The 17,469-nt window shown below is 33.7% G+C and carries 14 protein-coding genes; all 14 read right to left on the bottom strand.

Translation table 11 applies throughout. From position 1 onward, the window contains the following. Window positions 1–146: 146 nt before the first annotated feature. The 14 genes from ACO05S_RS14065 to ACO05S_RS14000 all read right to left on the bottom strand — a co-directional run bounded on the left by ACO05S_RS14065 (window position 147) and on the right by ACO05S_RS14000 (window position 17,000). Complete coding sequence (locus ACO05S_RS14065; RefSeq protein ID WP_421918646.1) at window positions 147–1,100, bottom strand: GDP-L-fucose synthase family protein; 954 nt, start codon at window positions 1,098–1,100, stop codon at window positions 147–149. A gap of 11 nt (window positions 1,101–1,111) precedes the next feature. Beyond that, complete coding sequence (gmd, locus tag ACO05S_RS14060; protein ID WP_421918645.1) at window positions 1,112–2,182, bottom strand: GDP-mannose 4,6-dehydratase; 1,071 nt, start codon at window positions 2,180–2,182, stop codon at window positions 1,112–1,114. 1 nt (window position 2,183) lies between these two features. After that, complete coding sequence (locus tag ACO05S_RS14055) at window positions 2,184–2,951, bottom strand: WecB/TagA/CpsF family glycosyltransferase (protein WP_421918644.1); 768 nt, start codon at window positions 2,949–2,951, stop codon at window positions 2,184–2,186. Window positions 2,952–2,983: 32 nt separating this feature from the next. Beyond that, window positions 2,984–4,060 carry a glycosyltransferase family 4 protein gene (locus ACO05S_RS14050; protein WP_421918643.1) on the bottom strand — a complete coding sequence of 359 codons (1,077 nt, stop codon included), beginning with the start codon at window positions 4,058–4,060 and terminating at the stop codon, window positions 2,984–2,986. Between the two features lie 38 nt (window positions 4,061–4,098). After that, window positions 4,099–4,641 carry an acyltransferase gene (locus ACO05S_RS14045; protein ID WP_421918642.1) on the bottom strand — a complete coding sequence of 181 codons (543 nt, stop codon included), beginning with the start codon at window positions 4,639–4,641 and terminating at the stop codon, window positions 4,099–4,101. A 577-nt stretch (window positions 4,642–5,218) separates the two neighbouring features. After that, window positions 5,219–6,148: a glycosyltransferase family 2 protein gene (locus ACO05S_RS14040; RefSeq protein ID WP_421918641.1), complete on the bottom strand. Its 930-nt coding sequence runs from the start codon at window positions 6,146–6,148 to the stop codon at window positions 5,219–5,221. Window positions 6,149–6,160: 12 nt separating this feature from the next. Next, window positions 6,161–7,504, bottom strand: a complete 1,344-nt coding sequence (locus ACO05S_RS14035; protein ID WP_421918640.1) for a hypothetical protein — start codon at window positions 7,502–7,504, stop codon at window positions 6,161–6,163. 25 nt (window positions 7,505–7,529) lie between these two features. Further along, entirely contained in the window at window positions 7,530–8,645 is a 1,116-nt protein-coding gene (locus tag ACO05S_RS14030) for a polysaccharide pyruvyl transferase family protein (RefSeq protein WP_421918639.1), read from the bottom strand. A 6-nt stretch (window positions 8,646–8,651) separates the two neighbouring features. Then, entirely contained in the window at window positions 8,652–9,815 is a 1,164-nt protein-coding gene (locus ACO05S_RS14025; RefSeq protein WP_421918638.1) for a Coenzyme F420 hydrogenase/dehydrogenase, beta subunit C-terminal domain, read from the bottom strand. Beyond that, entirely contained in the window at window positions 9,799–11,355 is a 1,557-nt protein-coding gene (locus tag ACO05S_RS14020) for a lipopolysaccharide biosynthesis protein (RefSeq protein ID WP_421918637.1), read from the bottom strand. Before ACO05S_RS14020 ends, ACO05S_RS14025 begins: the two co-directional genes overlap by 17 nt. A 54-nt stretch (window positions 11,356–11,409) precedes the next feature. Beyond that, the gene (locus tag ACO05S_RS14015; RefSeq protein WP_421918636.1) at window positions 11,410–12,852 is read right to left on the bottom strand and encodes a UDP-glucose 6-dehydrogenase; all 1,443 of its coding nucleotides are present in this window, start codon (window positions 12,850–12,852) and stop codon (window positions 11,410–11,412) included. A gap of 124 nt (window positions 12,853–12,976) precedes the next feature. Continuing rightward, window positions 12,977–13,582: a DUF6266 family protein gene (locus ACO05S_RS14010; RefSeq protein WP_421918635.1), complete on the bottom strand. Its 606-nt coding sequence runs from the start codon at window positions 13,580–13,582 to the stop codon at window positions 12,977–12,979. A 408-nt stretch (window positions 13,583–13,990) separates the two neighbouring features. Next, window positions 13,991–14,533 (bottom strand): UpxY family transcription antiterminator, encoded by a 543-nt coding sequence (locus tag ACO05S_RS14005; protein WP_421918634.1) that lies wholly within the window; start codon window positions 14,531–14,533, stop codon window positions 13,991–13,993. Window positions 14,534–16,082: 1,549 nt separating this feature from the next. Continuing rightward, window positions 16,083–17,000 (bottom strand): carboxypeptidase-like regulatory domain-containing protein, encoded by a 918-nt coding sequence (locus tag ACO05S_RS14000; protein ID WP_421918633.1) that lies wholly within the window; start codon window positions 16,998–17,000, stop codon window positions 16,083–16,085. Window positions 17,001–17,469 lie beyond the last annotated feature (469 nt).

Genomic DNA, 17,469 nt, shown 5'->3' with positions numbered 1-17,469 from the left:
TTTAGTCAAGGCTATAAATAGAAGCATAGCCGCAGCTACGGCGATATTTTTTATCCAATAATAAACTTGAAAGGACAAAAGAATAAAATTGTTTTCAGGGAGATATTGGTAGAACTAATAAGTTTAAACAAACCTATCTTATAATCTTATGACGAAACATTTGAGAGAAGTGCAGAACGGTACCAATTAATAGTTTTTTGTAACCCCTCTAACATCGAAACATTTGCCTTAAATCCAAAACATTTTTCTGCTCTTGAAACATCAAGACACCTGCGAGGGGTACCATCTGGTTTACTTAAATCCCATTCAATATCTCCCTTATATCCGATCAAATCAGCTATAATTGTTACAAGATCTTTAATCGAAGTTTCAATACCCGTACCAAGATTAACCGGGGAAGTATCATTATAATATTCAGTAGCCATCAATATCCCTTCAGCAGCATCATCGACATAAAGAAATTCACGTGTTGCCTTCCCTGTACCCCAAACTTTTACAGAAGGTGTTCCCTCGCTAAAAGCATTCTCAAATCGTTGAATCAAAGCTGGGATAACATGTGCATTTTCCTTAATAAAATTATCTTCTGGTCCATATAAATTAACTGGAAGAAGAAAAATTGATTCAAATCCATATTCCGTTTTATATCCTTTCGATAATTCACTCAACATTTTTTTTGCTAAGCCATAAGGAGCTGTAACCAAAGCTGGGTAACCATCCCAAAGACTATCCTCAAGGAAAGGAATTGGGGCATTTTCAGGATATGAACATGTTGTTCCTAAATTCACTAATTTCTTAACCCCATTTATCCGAGAAGCTTCCATTAAATTAAAGCCCATCATAATGTTATCATAAATCATTGATGCGGGATGCTTTTGATTAAAAAGGATTCCACCTACTTTCGCAGCAAGATGTATTACTATATCAATATCTTTTGTAAAATTCAAACATGTAAGATAATCTCGCAAATCATTTTCTGGATAATTAGGAATTATAATATTTTTGTCTTCTACACCTCGTAAATGTAATCCTCGAACTACAGCTTTTCCAAGAAATCCATTCCCTCCCGTTACTAAGATGTTTTTTTTGTGCCAAAAACTCATATCGGATATATTTATACGTAACTTACACTATTCTTTAACACATACTCCAAGTCATGATTTACCATTATTTCTACCAGTTTCCTAAACGAAGTTTTTCTTGGATTCCAACCCAATTCATCAATTGATTTTTGTGGATCTCCAATGAGCAACTCTACTTCTGACGGCCTAAAATATTTGGGATCAACATCAACAAGTATCTTACCAGATTCTATGTCGATACCTTTTTCATTAACACCTTCACCTTCCCAGTGCAATTCAATTCCAGCTACTTTAAAAGCAAGCTCGGTAAACTCTCTAACCGAGTGCATCTCTCCGGTTGCTACAACATAGTCATCTGGCTCAGACTGCTGAAGCATCAACCACATACACCGAACATAGTCCTTCGCATACCCCCAATCACGCTTTGCACTTAAATTACCCAGTGAAAGTTTTTCTTTTAAGCCATGTTTAATTCTGGCTACAGCAAGAGTTATTTTCCTAGTCACAAAAGATTCTCCTCGTCGTTCTGATTCATGATTAAATAATATTCCATTACTTGCATGAAAATTATATGCTTCCCTGTAATTTTTCACCATCCAAAATGCATAAAGTTTAGCTACACCATATGGAGAGCGTGGATAAAATGGTGTTGTTTCACTTTGAGGAATCTCTTGTACTTTTCCATATAATTCACTAGTAGATGCATGATATATTCTTGTCTTTTTTTCCATCCCTAATAATCGTATAGCCTCCATCAAACGCAAAGTTCCAATACCATCAACATCTGCAGTGTATTCTGGAACTTCAAAAGAGACTTGCACATGCGACTGGGCAGCAAGATTATAAATCTCGTCGGGTTGAATTTCTTTAACCAATCTAATTAGATTACTTGAGTCAGTCATATCTCCATAATGAAGAAAGAAATTACCCCTAAATGTATTCTCCCTTAAGAAATCTATTAGGTATAAGTGCTCAATTCTTTCTCGATTAAAAGAAGAACTACGTCGAATTAAACCATGTACCTCATATCCTTTTTCCAATAAAAATTCTGACAAGTAAGAGCCATCTTGACCATTTACTCCTGTTATAAGTGCTTTTTTCATTTTATGCATAATTTTTTCTTTTTTTCTTTTCTTTTATTATATGCTCAAAAATCTGAATATCCTTAATTAAATATCTTTTCCACAATCTTTTGGGTTCATGCATCAACCTCCACAACCATCCTAATCCAACATTTTTTAAAGTTTTCGGAGGTATTTTTTTTAAGCCTGCCGCAAAGTCAAATGCAGCGCCAATTTGGATACTAACCGGTATTTGATATCTTTCTTTATTCTCGACAATCCACTTTTCACCTTTACCTTCGGATAACCCAACATATAAAACATCCGCACCTGAATTTTTTAACAATTCAATTATTTTTCCATTTTCTTTTGGATCATTTTCAAAACCAAAATCTGGGGAATAACATCCAACTACATTTAGTTGAGGATATTTTTCTTTTAACTTATCTGCAGCCAATTGGGCTACCCCAGGCATAGCTCCAAGAAAAAATGCATTTAAATTGTACCTAGAAATAGTTGCGCAACTTTCCTGAAAAAAGGTACTCCCTGATACTTTTCCCTTTAAAGGTGTTCCGAAATATTTAGAAGCCCATACCACAGGCATGCCATCTGCCAATAACAAAGATGCATCTTGTAATATTTGTTTAAAATTATCATCCTCAATAGCCATTAGAGTCATGTGAGCATTTGGTGTAAAAACTCCATGATATTTACCTTGGGTATTAACAAGGTTTACAACCTCCTCACAAGCCTCTTGCATATCAACATTTGCAATCTGCAAATCGAATATATTAACCTTTTGTAAAATCATTATTTATAAAACTCATCAATTCCGAAGAATAATTAATTCAACAATCTATTGTATAGGTTATTTATACCATGGTAATACTCTTTCAAACTAAAGTTATTTTGAAAGTATTTTTTTGCTCTTTGTCCCACTTCATTTGGAATATCTTTTGTGGTAAGCAATTCTTTTAATTTTTTAAAAATATCATCAGGATTATGTTTTTTTACTAAAATCCCATTTTGACGATCTTTAATAATCATTTTCATAGAGGCATCATTCGTTACTACAGCACATTTTCCCAGTGCCATAGCCTCTAATAATGCCATAGGCAATCCTTCTCCCCAACGTGATGGAAGTATAAAAATCTCCGATTGAGAAAGCAAACTCCATTTCTTATCACCGCTTACAATTCCATGGAAAGTAAACTTTTCCGGAATGATACTTTTTAACTGTTCAACAATTTTAGTTTGCAATGGACCAGACCCGCATAAATTAAAATGAAAATCTATCTTCTTTTCAGCAAGTAACTTTAAAGCAATGCATAAATCTTCGATACCCTTACTTTCAACAATTCGACCCATATAAATAATATTAGCTTTTTGTGAATTAGGTAGATGATTGGGTATTTGTTTTGTATCAATACAATTCTTTAGTACTTCAATTTTTGTTTTGGAAATATTATAAGGAAAATGTTCTTTTTCATATTCACTCAAAACGATTATTAAATCTGACTTAACAAGCATTCTATCAATGATATACTTTAGAAAAATATTTTTTGTCTTTTTAAAAAGGTATTTTCCTCCATGAATATGAAGGATGGTTTTAATTCCATGTTTCCTTACCTGTTTTAAAATATAATAATCCCTAAGCAATGCAGGAGGATTCATGCATGTATTAATATGACCAACATCGATTTTATTGTTTTTTATTATCGATTTTACTTCAATTTTCTTTTTCAATAATGAAATAATCCAACTTACACCCCTTTTCTCCCCACTTGACCTTCCTACAGGAATTGTGATTGGTTCAATATTTGTATTTTTTTCCAAAACCTTTATTACCGTCCCAATTCCTGCAACATTTTTCTTTGCGTTTGGATTAGAACCTGTTAAAAGTATTTTTATCCTTTTCATATCAGTTTAAAAATTTTCTTTAGATAATTATATCAGACTTAAATTTTTCGTACCACCTTTGCCGGAATTCCAATTACAACACTATTATCAGGAATATCCTTCGTAACAACGGAATGTGCACCTATAACAACCTTATTGCCAATATGAACACCTTTTAAGATTGTCACCTTATCACCTATCCAAACATAATTACCTATGGAAATTTCCTTCGATTCAAGCGTGTTAAAATCTCCATTCAATACATTATCTATACTATGGTCGTGATCTAAAATTGTAACATATCTTGCTATTAGAACATCATGCCCTATTGTGATCTGTTTTTCTGCTATTATTCTACTATAAGCATTTACAACTAAATGGTTGCCTGCAACTATCTTTCCACTACCCCCTATCTCTACATAACGACATAATTTAGTCTTCCCCTTAAAAGTAATTTTTGAGTAGCTCGATGAGAATAAAAATGTTGCACCTTTTCCAATAAAAAAAGGAGATTTAAATTTGATTTTTTTTTGAAATAATAAAACCATGCATTTTACGATAGAAAACATTCTATCACAAGTCTCTGTCATATTACTTAACATACATTTTACATTTAAAAATTTATCGCTCCTTTTTTACTTTATTAATTTATTGAGCAAATGATTTTCAGATAATATTATAATAAACTTTCCGAATGGCTTACTTGAAGAAAAATTAGAATCTTTGCTCCTGGGCTCTCATCTTTTTATATTCTAACATTTGATGATTGAAAGATCCTTTTAATCAATACATGAGTTATACACTATCAAATTAATGAAATTACATAGAATTGTAAATAAATAACATCTTCTCATGTTCACACATCCTTCTCTATTTATCATCTGCTGGAATACTACATTTTTTCAATTCGAGAATAATTTCCGATATGTACATTTTTACATATTCCAAAACATACTACTATTTTCAACATTACCACCTTTACCTGTAGATTTAAAGATAAAATGGACAAGAACATTCTGAATTGCGAGAAAAAAATCAACCTAAAAAAGATAGGTGCTTTCTAACAAATGCCTAGAAAATATAATAACAAACCACACTAATATATCTTCGTATCATATCGAATATGATAAACAACAGACCATAATTGGTTGTAATTATTAGATTTTGACTATCTAATTATTAAATCTCTTTAATTGTAATTTCTTTGAGATTTGGACGAAAGAAAAACAATCCATAAAGTACTTGAAGATCTCTTAAAAAATAGAATAGAATTAAATTTTTCTTTTTAATTATGGATCTTAACACTAGAATTATAAGATAAAACGAGAACACCCAATACAAATTAAAACAAACCGCTATTATTAGACTACTTATAAGTACTAATAAAGTGTAATTATTTCGAATAAAAACATTTAGTAATCCATTTCCAAATAGATATTTCTTACATAGATATGAAAAGTACATAAAATATCCATTTTTCAACATCGCCCACCTTCTTGAATCATCCAAATAATTGATTGTGTTATGATTAACTAATATTTCTTTTTTCTTTAACAATTTAACACCTTTTTTTCTGACTCGAATAGTAAACTCATAATCCTCATTAATTCTAAACCTAGGATCCATACCTCCCACCGAATTCCATAAACTAGAAGCAACGAAAAATAATCCACCACCCAAATTAATATATTTATCTTCTGTTACTACATTTTTTTTCCCAATACCAATTTTATTCCAATTATAATCATGAAACACATCGATAAAACTTCCTGTAACAAATGGATAAAAAAGCCCTTTCTTTTCAGTATAAAATTCAGAAAACACTTCTGCATTTATCTCCATGTCCCCATCTAGAAATAAAAAAGCATCACCATTAGCGTTTTTAGCACCTATAACTCTTCCATGTGCAGCATTCGTTTCTCCTTTTATTTTATAAACCTGAACATTGAAAGATTTCGCTATTGCAATACTATCATCATTCGAATTCGAATCAACATAGATAACCTCAACATTCTTCAAATTATTTTTCGCTATGCAATTATCTATACTTTTAAAACATTTAGACAGTTTTGCACCTTCGTTTTTTCCAATTACAATAAAAGATAACATGTTCTATTTATATTATTTTATCACTGGTTTAAAATCATATTGGGCTAACATTTTTTTGGTTTTTACATTAATATGCGCTCTATAATATATAGAATCAAAAAAAGCCATAAATGTCACAATAACAGCAATTAATTGGTAATGATAAATCATTCTTACATAAAATGACATTATTAACAGGGCTAAGGCAAAAATCAAATTAAATAACCCAACTTTCTTTAATCTTAAAGCTCTATTTCTCATTTTAGAATATGAATTAAAAATCATTAGTATAATTAATCCATACAAAACAATAATACCTACAAAACCTTTTTCAATTAGTATATATAAAAAATCATTTTTAATATCAGTCACGCCTTCACCTATTCCTGATGATTTTATACCTAAGGTTTTACTATTAGCTAATTTTTGTGGGCTTAATCCAAACACAACCTCCATTGGAGCATTAAACTGATCCAATACGTAAAAGTATCCTGCAATACGGTCAAGTTTATCGGCAGTTTCATTCTCTCCTGCCCAAGTAGCTTTATTCTCAACTATATTATCGTAATACCCTAAATATGAACGCTGATATCGATCGATTAAATCATATCCTAATAAATCAGTACTATACTCAAATAGGATTGGAACAATAATTAACGTTGCAATTAAAATCTTTAACCTTTTCTTCACTGAGACACCTCCTAATAAAATAAAAAGCAAATAAACTATGCAAAATAAAATTACCGCCCCTCCAGAATTAATAAATATCAAAGGAATAGCACATAGTAGAGACTTAAAAAATTGTTTAGTAAACAATGTAAATAGGAAAAAACAAACTAATATCATCCCTAGTATTCCTGTTTGCCCTGCTCCAAGTGTACCACAAGCTATATCTAGTTCATTTATTGCCAAGGAATCAACCAGATATTTTCTGATAGATGGCTCAAGAAAATATAAATATTCAATAGGAATCAAAACTAACTGCACAACAAATATTTTTTTGTACAAATCATAAATATTAGAAAAATTGTTTTTAGAAATTTCAATTAGAATAATTAAATACAGAATAAGCGGCACAAATGTTTTCTTAAGAGTTAATAATAACAATATGAAAGGACAGTAATTTAGTAAACTCGATATTAATAAAAATACAGTAGATAGAATTGTATAAATTATTAAACCTCTAAGATGAATCATTTTACGATTCATAATCTTATTAAGGTATTTAAAATTAGATTTGAAGTATAAAAATCCAAAAACAAAAATTACTATATCATTTAACCACTTAAAAGCTACAGGAAGTACAGTAAAGTATTCATAAAAAAAAGGCAAAATAAAGATTACAATTAATATAACCTTATAGAGTTTCGTTTTCATTATATATTAATTACAGCAAAAACTCCTAATTACAAATAGACTTTTTCTTACTTAACGCAGAAATCATGAAATCCAAAGACTCTTTTCTTTTCTTTCTTAAAATTCTATTTGTTTTTTCATAATCAATAGTATCAAAGTTTTTTTCATTTAATTTTTCACCTTCCAATACCAATCGATTATCAAGCTCAAACATTTTCAATAAACTTGTTATCCTTGACAAACCTCTCTCCTTATTACCAATGCACACAAATTGTTTTTCAAATAGAATTGAAAAAATTACACCATGAAACGAGTCTGTGACTACATAACTCGATCTCTTAATCCCTCCGAGCCAAGATTCCACTTTAGGGAAACTATAATCTGATAAAGGAAAACTAATGTTTCTTAATGAGAAGTTTTTGTTGCTTTTTCTGTATATATTTTTTGTTTTTATTTTAAATCTAGAAGACATTTTCGCAGCAACATCTAATTTATGCACACTACTATCCAAGAAATAGGTGGCAATATACTCTTCCAAGTTTTTTTCTTCTTTATCAGAAATGATATCAGAATAATTCTCAAGCAATAAGGTTGGATCTAACACATGTTGTGATTCAATATTGAAAACATTTTTACAAATCTGGACTGCAGAATCCTCTCTCACTGAAACTGAATCAAAATGAGATAACAACTCTCTTACTCTGCGTTTATTTTCCTCTGAACCACAAAAAGAATCCTTACCAAAACTCGCCGCATACGATATTTTATTTACATTCTCATCAGCAAAATCAAGAAAGTAATTATAATCAAGTCCTTCAGTATAATCCATTCGCCATATCTGATCACTTCCAACTATTATGGTATCGAACATATGACTTACATCTTTCATTTTTTTATTAGAAGCGATCACATTAGTGATCGATTTGAAATTCTCACGCCTAAACAATGTAAATGAATGTGAAAAGAAAGAAATAAATAATTTATTTAACCTTCTTTTCAATGTTTTTAGCAAGAAATTAGAATAATTAGGAATCCTATTGATTATTGTAGGTTGATATCCTAACTCTAATAAACAATTATACAACGCATAAGTTTGCATGACTGCACCATAATTATTTGCAAAATGAAAAGTCAATATTCCAATCTTAGTCTTTTTTTTCATCAAATTTTATTTTTGATATTTAACAATTGATTCTTTTAAGAAATGCTTAGCTCTTTTCATAAATGATGCTCGAATCGTTAACTTATAAATATCTAAAATTCCAACATCCGATTTTAATAAAGACATAACCAAGTCTCTTTTTCCAGGAATGGCTCCAAATCTTTTCCCTTGTGAATTTTGCAAATCCTCAAAACAACAATGTTCGACTTGCAAAGCATCCTCCACTTTTTTGAAATAGCTTTTCCCTTTATCTGTATTAAGAGAAACAAGTGAAACTCCTTTTTCATTCTCCTTATACTTATCTCCCCAAAAATCAGCTAATCTTATATCAGAAGTGCAATTATCTAGTCTCATCAAACACTTATAACAACATGCATTCAAACAGGTATCTGAAAGAAAAAATTTAAAAAACAAATCCTCTGTAAATGCATTTATTTGCATATAACCTTTGCCACTAATATCATCAATCTTCATCGAATAAGAATGCCATGAAGATTCTCGCTTATTTCGAAATTTGACATGCGCTAACTCTTTAAGTGCGAATTTATCTTGGATGTATTGCCTATACTTCTTCCAGAGCAAATACGAGGGAGTACCATGACAAAAAAAATCAACAAGAATAAAATTATATTCCCATTGTTTTAGTTGTACATATTTCCTGAGACCATAGATTTGACAGGGCGTTCCAATTACCAAATATTTTTTGTTTGCTTTAAACTGATCAAAAGCATCTATGGTATAACTTTGTAGATATTTTGAAGAACGAAATTTTTCCGCATGAGAAATCTTACCTGCTATTTCATGCCTACACGTATCTTTTTCCGTATCAAAAGTCACTCCAACTACTTCGTATCCATCGTTTAAAGCTTGTATAATTAATTCGTGTCCTACCCCTCCTGAAGATGAATTTAGAACAATATCTTCGTCTTTGCTCCAAGCTCCATAAATTTCTTTATCCTTAAAATAGTTATTAAAAGCTCGTGGGGTTTCCAAGTATTGATAACATACTTTTTGACACAGCCCACAGTTAATACATTTATTTTCATCAACTATTGGTTGGTAAAAGCCATCATCATTATGCTGAATATTTATCACATTTTCTGGACAAATAATGGCACAGACGCCACAACTACTGCAAGGGTTATTTCCCTTTTCAAGAATATTGTTCACGGTATCTATTATTTGAAAATTTACTCTTAACCTGCAACAATGCCTTATTTATTTGAACTCTTTCACCAACATCTATTCCTGTAAAATAGAATGATGTTACAAAAGTCAATGACGATACAATAATCACCAGTCCAAATCTTAGAAAACCCATATCACAAAAGGTGTGTGGGATTAAAGCAACACAACATGTAAATGTGCAAGGAATAATTATTCTTAATATTACCTTATTAAAATACTCTCTGATTTTCAATGCACCTATTTGCTTTAAAAGAATAATCCGTATCAAACAAGCCATCATTTCAATAAAAATCATTGAAATTAAAACACTATATGCTGGCATACCAAGCTTAAGTAAGATCCAACTTATCGGAAGGTTAAATAACAAAAGACTCCCGACAATAGATTGATATACTTTTATTTTTCCAGTGGCCTGCAAAGCTGTTTGCAGGCCGATTGTTAATTGATTAACAAGCGTTGCCAGTAAGGCTAGCTGACAAAATACTATCGTATAATCAGGAACAATTTTCAACCACAACTTCAAGATATAAGGCATTTCGAAAATTATAGGAATACTAAAAAAAGCCATCAAGAAAAAGCCATATTTACAGGCCATCATTGCGAGCAAGAGCATCTTCTGACGCTCGCCACGCCCCTCACTCTTTATGATTTGAGGGTTAAGAGCTTTAAGCATGTTTTGCGAAAACGCTGCCAACTGTCCGTTTACCTGATTTGCTATGCCATAAGCAGCATTCACCACTGTACCAAAAAATAGATTAAGAATTATTGCCAAGCCTTGGCTTCTTCCTATTCCACACAATGCCCCAAACATATTCCACCCTGCAAAAGAGAACATTTCTTTTATCAAGGAAATTTTAAGAGCAGATTGACGGTATGATTTGCACTCGGAGAATTCCCTGTAGCAATAAACACTTTTAATAATTCGAATCACAATAGTTAAAGCTGCCATTAACACACCATACAGAATTAATCTATCATTTTTTACACTAATTGTTAAAACTATCGCAATGGCCAGCTTTAATGCCGATTCTAAAACTCCAACAACAGATTCGAACAACAGTTTTTCGTGCGTTATTATTGCAGCATCGTATGGAACTGCATTGATTGTAAAAAAAGTACTTACTACCATAAAATGGTAAACCAACTTTGCTGTAGGTATTCTATCTTGAGCAATATTAAAAAAACCATCGAAAAGAAACATTCCTGCAACCTCCATAACAACGACAACTAGAATTCCGATTAGCAAGTGCAATACAACACTTGACTTAAATATTGAATTCAACTTTTGCTTGTCATTGACCCCTAAATAAAAGGATAGATAACGCTGAGTGGAAACCGCCATCGCTGCATTCAGAAATGAAAGCATGGCAATAACTCCCGCCACCAGGTTGAATATTCCAAAATCATCTACTCCAAGTGCATTTAGAACAATACGCGTTGAAATCAATGCAATAAACATTGAAATCAACATCTTACCATACAAAAACACCGTGTTTAAAACTACTCTCTTAGCTTCTTGCATTATTTTAACCTACAGGATTCTCTATAAAAATTTATTAGTGTATTGACAATTCAACTACTTCCCTCTCCCTACACTATACACCTCAAACCCAATCTCATTCATCTCCTCTTTCGGAGCAATATTTCTCCCATCAAACACAAAAGCAGGTTTCAACATATCATTGTAAACCTGCTGCCAATTGTAAGTTTTAAACTCATCCCATTCGGTAAGAATGGCAATGGCATGAGCAGCTTTCATGGCTTCGTATGCTGAGCTGTGAACGGTTACCAGATTGCGGATTTCCTCCATACTCATTTTTTCTCCCTGCTCTACATACTGGCCTACTCGGTGCTCCTGCAAATATTCCAGATCGGCATAGATATGCTCTGCCGTTACTTTAGGATCGTACACATGAATTTCGGCACGGTCTTGCAGCAATTCATCTGCTACGTATATTGCAGCCGACTCTCGCGAATCATTGGTATCTTTCTTGAAAGCCCAACCCAGAAAAGCTATCTTCTTTCCCGAAACTGTATTGAATAAGCTATCAATAATCATCTTAGCGAACCGATGCTTTTGGTAATCGTTCATTTTAATTACCTGTTCCCAGTAATAGGCAACCTCAGGCAAATTAAAATGACGACACAAATACACCAGGTTCAGAATGTCCTTTTGGAAACAAGAACCTCCAAAACCAATGGATGATTTCAGGAACTTTGCTCCAATACGAGAATCTTTGCCAATGGCATTGGCCACTTCGTCAACATCGGCACCTGTTTTTTCACACAAGGCTGAAATGGCATTGATCGACGAAACTCGTTGAGCCAAAAATGCATTGGCAGTCAATTTCGATAGCTCAGATGACCACACACGAGTCGTCACAATATTTTCACGAGGCACCCAATTGCTATATACATCAACCAATGCTTGCACAGCTTCTTCTCCACTTTGGCTTTGTTCACCTCCTATTAAGAAACGATCCGGCCGGGTTAAATCCTGAATGGCGGTTCCTTCAGCTAAAAACTCAGGACTAGATAAAATATCGAATTGTACACCTTTACCTGTAGAATCTAAAATGGTTTTAATGGCTTCGGCTGTTCGAACCGGAAGTGTTGATTTCTCCACAATGATCTTATCATCCTTGGCCACGCTTGCAATTTGTCGTGCACACAATTCAATGTATTTCAAATCAGCAGCCATTCCTTTTCCAACACCATAGGTTTTGGTAGGTGTATTAACCGAAATAAAAATCACTTCGGCTTCATCAATGGCTTTTTCAATTGAAGTTGAAAAAAATAAATTTCTGCCACGCGCCTCGTCCACAACTTCGGCCAAACCCGGCTCATAAATTGGCAACTTGTTCAAATCGCTATCGTTCCAATCTGCAATTCGTTGCTCATTCATGTCTACCACATTCACTTTAATGTGCGGACACTTTTGCGCCATAACGGCCATGGTAGGTCCGCCAACATATCCTGCTCCAATACAGCAAATGTTTTTGATTTGTTTTTTTGTCATCTCTTTATCATTTTCATTCGTTTGTCATGTCGATCATCAACCAGGAGGAAGCCACGAGGTTAAAACACAAGGCTTTCACCTTATTCTTTTCTTAAGCAGCTCTGATTTCTAATTTTCCAGAATGTTAAAATATAATCCACTCAGGCATCGAAGTCATATGCAATTCCCTGTCCCAGAAAAAAAGGAACAAAGCACTGTATTTTTCAAGATTTAAGCTAAACAAACAAGACTCTTGTTTGCGGGTGACATTGCATTCAATCGCTTCAACCTGCAATGCTTCATCCACTCCAAATAGTTTTATTTCATTTTCTTCAATGGTCTTATCATTTCCCGAATTGTTTTTCCACTTCAGGTAAATAGAATTCTCAACTTTCACTTCGGTACGAAGGCATTCAATTCCCTTTAAGTCGCCCACCGCCAACTGTAATTTTTCAAAATCCGGATTCCCATCGGCATCAAACGCTTGGGTATTGATCTTACAAAAAAGATTCTGGCCTGTCATTCCCCTGCGTTTGGCTTCGGGATTCCAGTAAGGACGAATTAACACATCCAAGTTTCTGCTTACAAAGGCAGATGCCGCACGAAACTTTCCTCTTTGATTAATCTGCTGCTCTGTTTTGGGGTTTTTAACCTTTTTGGGTCTTCTTTTAAGGTATGGTTTTCCATTCCTGTGCGAGATAATGACCTCATCCATCATTTCTCTTAACAGGCTTTTATTCAATTTAGTCATATCCCCTTAGAATTTCTTTGTCAGCTCCCAACCCTATCCACAGTAATACCGTTTTTTATGCGTTTCTGATCCAGTATTGATCCCTGTATTTGGCTTAAAAAAAAGAAACGATATGTTTCAATATTTTACATGCAGGTTATTAAGCTTTTAAATGACTTGTTACAATTTTTGATCTATTTTTATTATGAACTCGGCTTTTGGTCTGTCTCCTTTGCAGGCAGCGATAGCACGGATTTTTACCAGTTAAATTATGAAATGAGCTTAAATGGTCTTGAGAATTTTGAGTTTAGGCATGGCTATAAAAAAGCGACTTTGCTTTAGCTATAGCGATATTCTATCAGTAAGAATCAACTCAAAAGGACAAAAGAAGAAGAGCAATTTCATGCGAATACCGGCACAATACCAACATTAAACCATTGCAGCTGCTTCGGTCAGTTTTACTTCTTCTGTTTTAATTTCTGTATGCACGCAGGCACCAAGCGATTCGAATCGGATTACCAAACGATGCTTGCCTCGGATTTCAAGAACTTCTCCTTGCACTCCTTTCAATGGGCCTGTCATTACTTCCACCCGTTTTCCAAGCTCCAGGTCAGCATTGCATATTTCAACACTTCTTTGTTCGTTTTCCAGAAAACACTTGAGCGCATCGATCTGCTTCTCCTGCACCGGTACGGCTTTTCCTCTTATGCACACATAGCAAACGGCATAGTAAGAATTTATTGGGATATGAAATTCCTTAGGGGACACTTTTACAAAAACATAAGAGGTAAACAAGGGAGTTTCTATCCATTTCTTTCTGTCACTCCAGGTTCTGAGTTCTCTTTTTATGGGCAGATAGGCTTCTATCCCTTTTTCCAATATTTCTTTATACAGTTTTTTTTCAGAATGCGACTTTGTATAAATAGCAAACCAAAGTCTGTTCTTATTTTGCCTTAGGGTTGGCTTAGTCATTTTTTTGATGTTTTGATGATATTTAAGTAGGTTTTATTAGAAAATAACGAAAGTGAACGAAAACCTTCTATTGATCAGAATAACAAGGGAAATTCTACAGCTTCGCCACTTTAGTCCCATCGATAATTACGAAGGTTCTATTTTTTGAAGACAATACACCCAAAAAACATGCTTTGGCAAGAAGTTTTATCCTTTCGTTTTAAAAGGGTGTAAATTGGATGATCTTACTAAGCGCAATTTATGCAGTTTGATCTGATAATGTGATTAACTTTATTTTTGAATTGATTAAAGTGCATTTACCAATGACCAATTAATTAACTCTGTTTGTCAACATTTCAACAGAAGTGATAAACACTTCAAAAAATAGAATTTTAATTCACAAGTGCTAATTTGTGTTTTTTTAACCTTGTGTTAATACACCTAAACCCCTATTAACTATTGTTTTCCTGTCGATTATAAAAAACACTACTATTAGATAGAGTTAAATTGATCTGTTTTTAGACCCGATAATATTAACACCGTTCATAAAAACCCGATCAGGATTTTTTTTCGTAAAAACATCATTTTTTTACCACTTAACCATAACTTAACACGATAAATATTAGCATATACATAAGTACACACAATTCGACCGCAAACATCAACCCTCATTGTATTTTACAGAATAATTATATTACACCTACTCCTTAAAGCGTTAAGGATCAATGATTAAGAAAATTTAATTCTTCCCTTTTCTCCCAACAGGCTAATTGTTCGTGGAAATTGGAGACATGATTGATCTTATTGGAATTGGTACTACGATTTTTCTCACCCTTTTGTGTTTTGATGCTCTCACTCAAGTGAGGGTATCAGTTGCCCAATACCGATAGCCTTGCTTTTACAGTCAGAGCATGACTTGCAGGAAGAAATCAGGACTATAACCCTTTGTGTTTTGATGCTCTCACTCAAGTGAGGGTATCAGTTGCCCAATACCGATAGCCTTGCTTTTACAGTCAGAGCATGAACTTGAGGAAGAAATCAGGACAGAACCCTTTGTGGCTTGATGCTCTCACTCAAGTGAGGGTATCAGTTGCCCAATACCGATAGCCTTACTTTACAATTCAGTCATACCCTGACATTTACAGCTTGCTTATCGTCAGAGCATGACTATAAGGACTATTACCCCTTGTGTTTTGATGCTCTCACTCAAGTGAGGGTATCAATTGCCAATACCGATAGCCTTACTTTACAATTCAGTCATAGCCTAACATTTACAGCTTGCTTATCGTCAGAGCATGACTATAAGGACTATTTACCCCTTGTGTTTTGATGCTCTCACTCAAGTGAGGGTATCAATTGCCAATACCGATAGCCTTACTTTACAATTCAGTCATAGCCTAACATTTACAGCTTGCTTATCGTCAGAGCATGACTATAAGGACTATAACCCCTTGTGTTGTGATGCTCTCACTAGAGTGAGGGTATCAATTACTTAATAAGAAGAGCATAACCTGAAGAAAAAAGGAGCACAATTACTTGCACCCCTTAACAACTGTTCAATCATCAGCCTTCACTGCTCACTATTCTCCGCCTCCATCTCAATCTCCAGCACATTGGTCTGTCCGTGCCTGTGAACCAGATTCATGGTAATGGTTTTGTAGGTTACCGCTTCTACTTTTAACTCATAGCTTCCGGGTTCAAGTGAATTAATTCGGAATCCTCCCTTTCCTCCGGTAACCAAATGATCCAAATCAACTTCTTTAATAATCAGGTGGGCTTTCGGAACCGGTTCTTTCGTATTTTTATCCACAATCTTGCCTTTTAAAGCTATCTTACTCGAATTGGGCTTTTCTACTTCCGATGCCTCTAAATAAGTCTTATACAAATCAGACTTACTTCCTTCAAACATAGATTTCATAACCTTATCAAGTCTTTCATTAATAAGGTAAACACCTGCTGACAGAGCATCTGCTATATCCTGTCGGGCAATTTTTTTCATCCCTTGCAGTACCTTTGGCCTCGGAGCCATGGCCTCGTAACGCTCATATAAAATCTTGAGCTCATCCAAATCTTGCGTGCTAAGTCCCGTTTCGGAAAGTTTTTCACCCATGTTTTCCAGGTAATTGATGCTGTATTCACAACGACTAATCAATCTTTCATCCGAATGACGAAACATCTTAGCCTCGCTTCCTTTAAAATTAGGCAGCTCCTTGCTCAAATCATTCTTAATGCAATCATTGTATATCAGCATATTGCATTTAGAAAGCTGTTTACACACCTGCATTTTTAGCTCCTGTTTCTTTTGGGTAGAACCGGTATAATCCTTATCAAGAATTACCCATGCACTTTCAAACTTATCGAATTCTGCAAACAACGCTTCAAAAATCTCTTTCAGAATCGGAATGGCATCAAATTCAGTCTGATTATCTACATAGAAATCCTGAAGTCTTCTTTTCATCTCGCGATAAGTTCTATATACTTTTCTCATAATAAAAGGTTTTGTAAGCGAACATCACTAACATTTAATGTGTCGCTTGGGTTTTTAATAAAGGATATATTTTGAGTATTTCAATTTTATATGCGCTTCTACAGCTCGGCAATATCATCTACACATTCATACATATCACCCATCCCAGCTCACAAATCTTTCAGCCATTCACACACGCTCTTGTTTCAACTAACAAGAATATGCAAGCTTTAAACCAACACTTTCATCCTTATCCACAAACATTTCAAGTCACATTCGCAAATGTTTCAACTTCTTCCACAAGTGTTTCAACTCATCTTGCAATCGCTTCAATCTATCCCACCATCATTTCAATCCATTTTACAGTCGCTTCAACTTATCCCACAAGTGTTTCAACTCATCTTACAATCGCTTCAATCTATCCCACCAGCATTTCAATCCACTTTAAATTCATTTCAACTTATCTCACAAGTGTTTCAATCTATCCCAC

The organism is Marinifilum sp. (assembly GCF_965230805.1).
GTDB lineage: Bacteria > Bacteroidota > Bacteroidia > Bacteroidales > Marinifilaceae > Marinifilum.
This window is presented reverse-complemented; position numbering and strand designations above follow the sequence as displayed.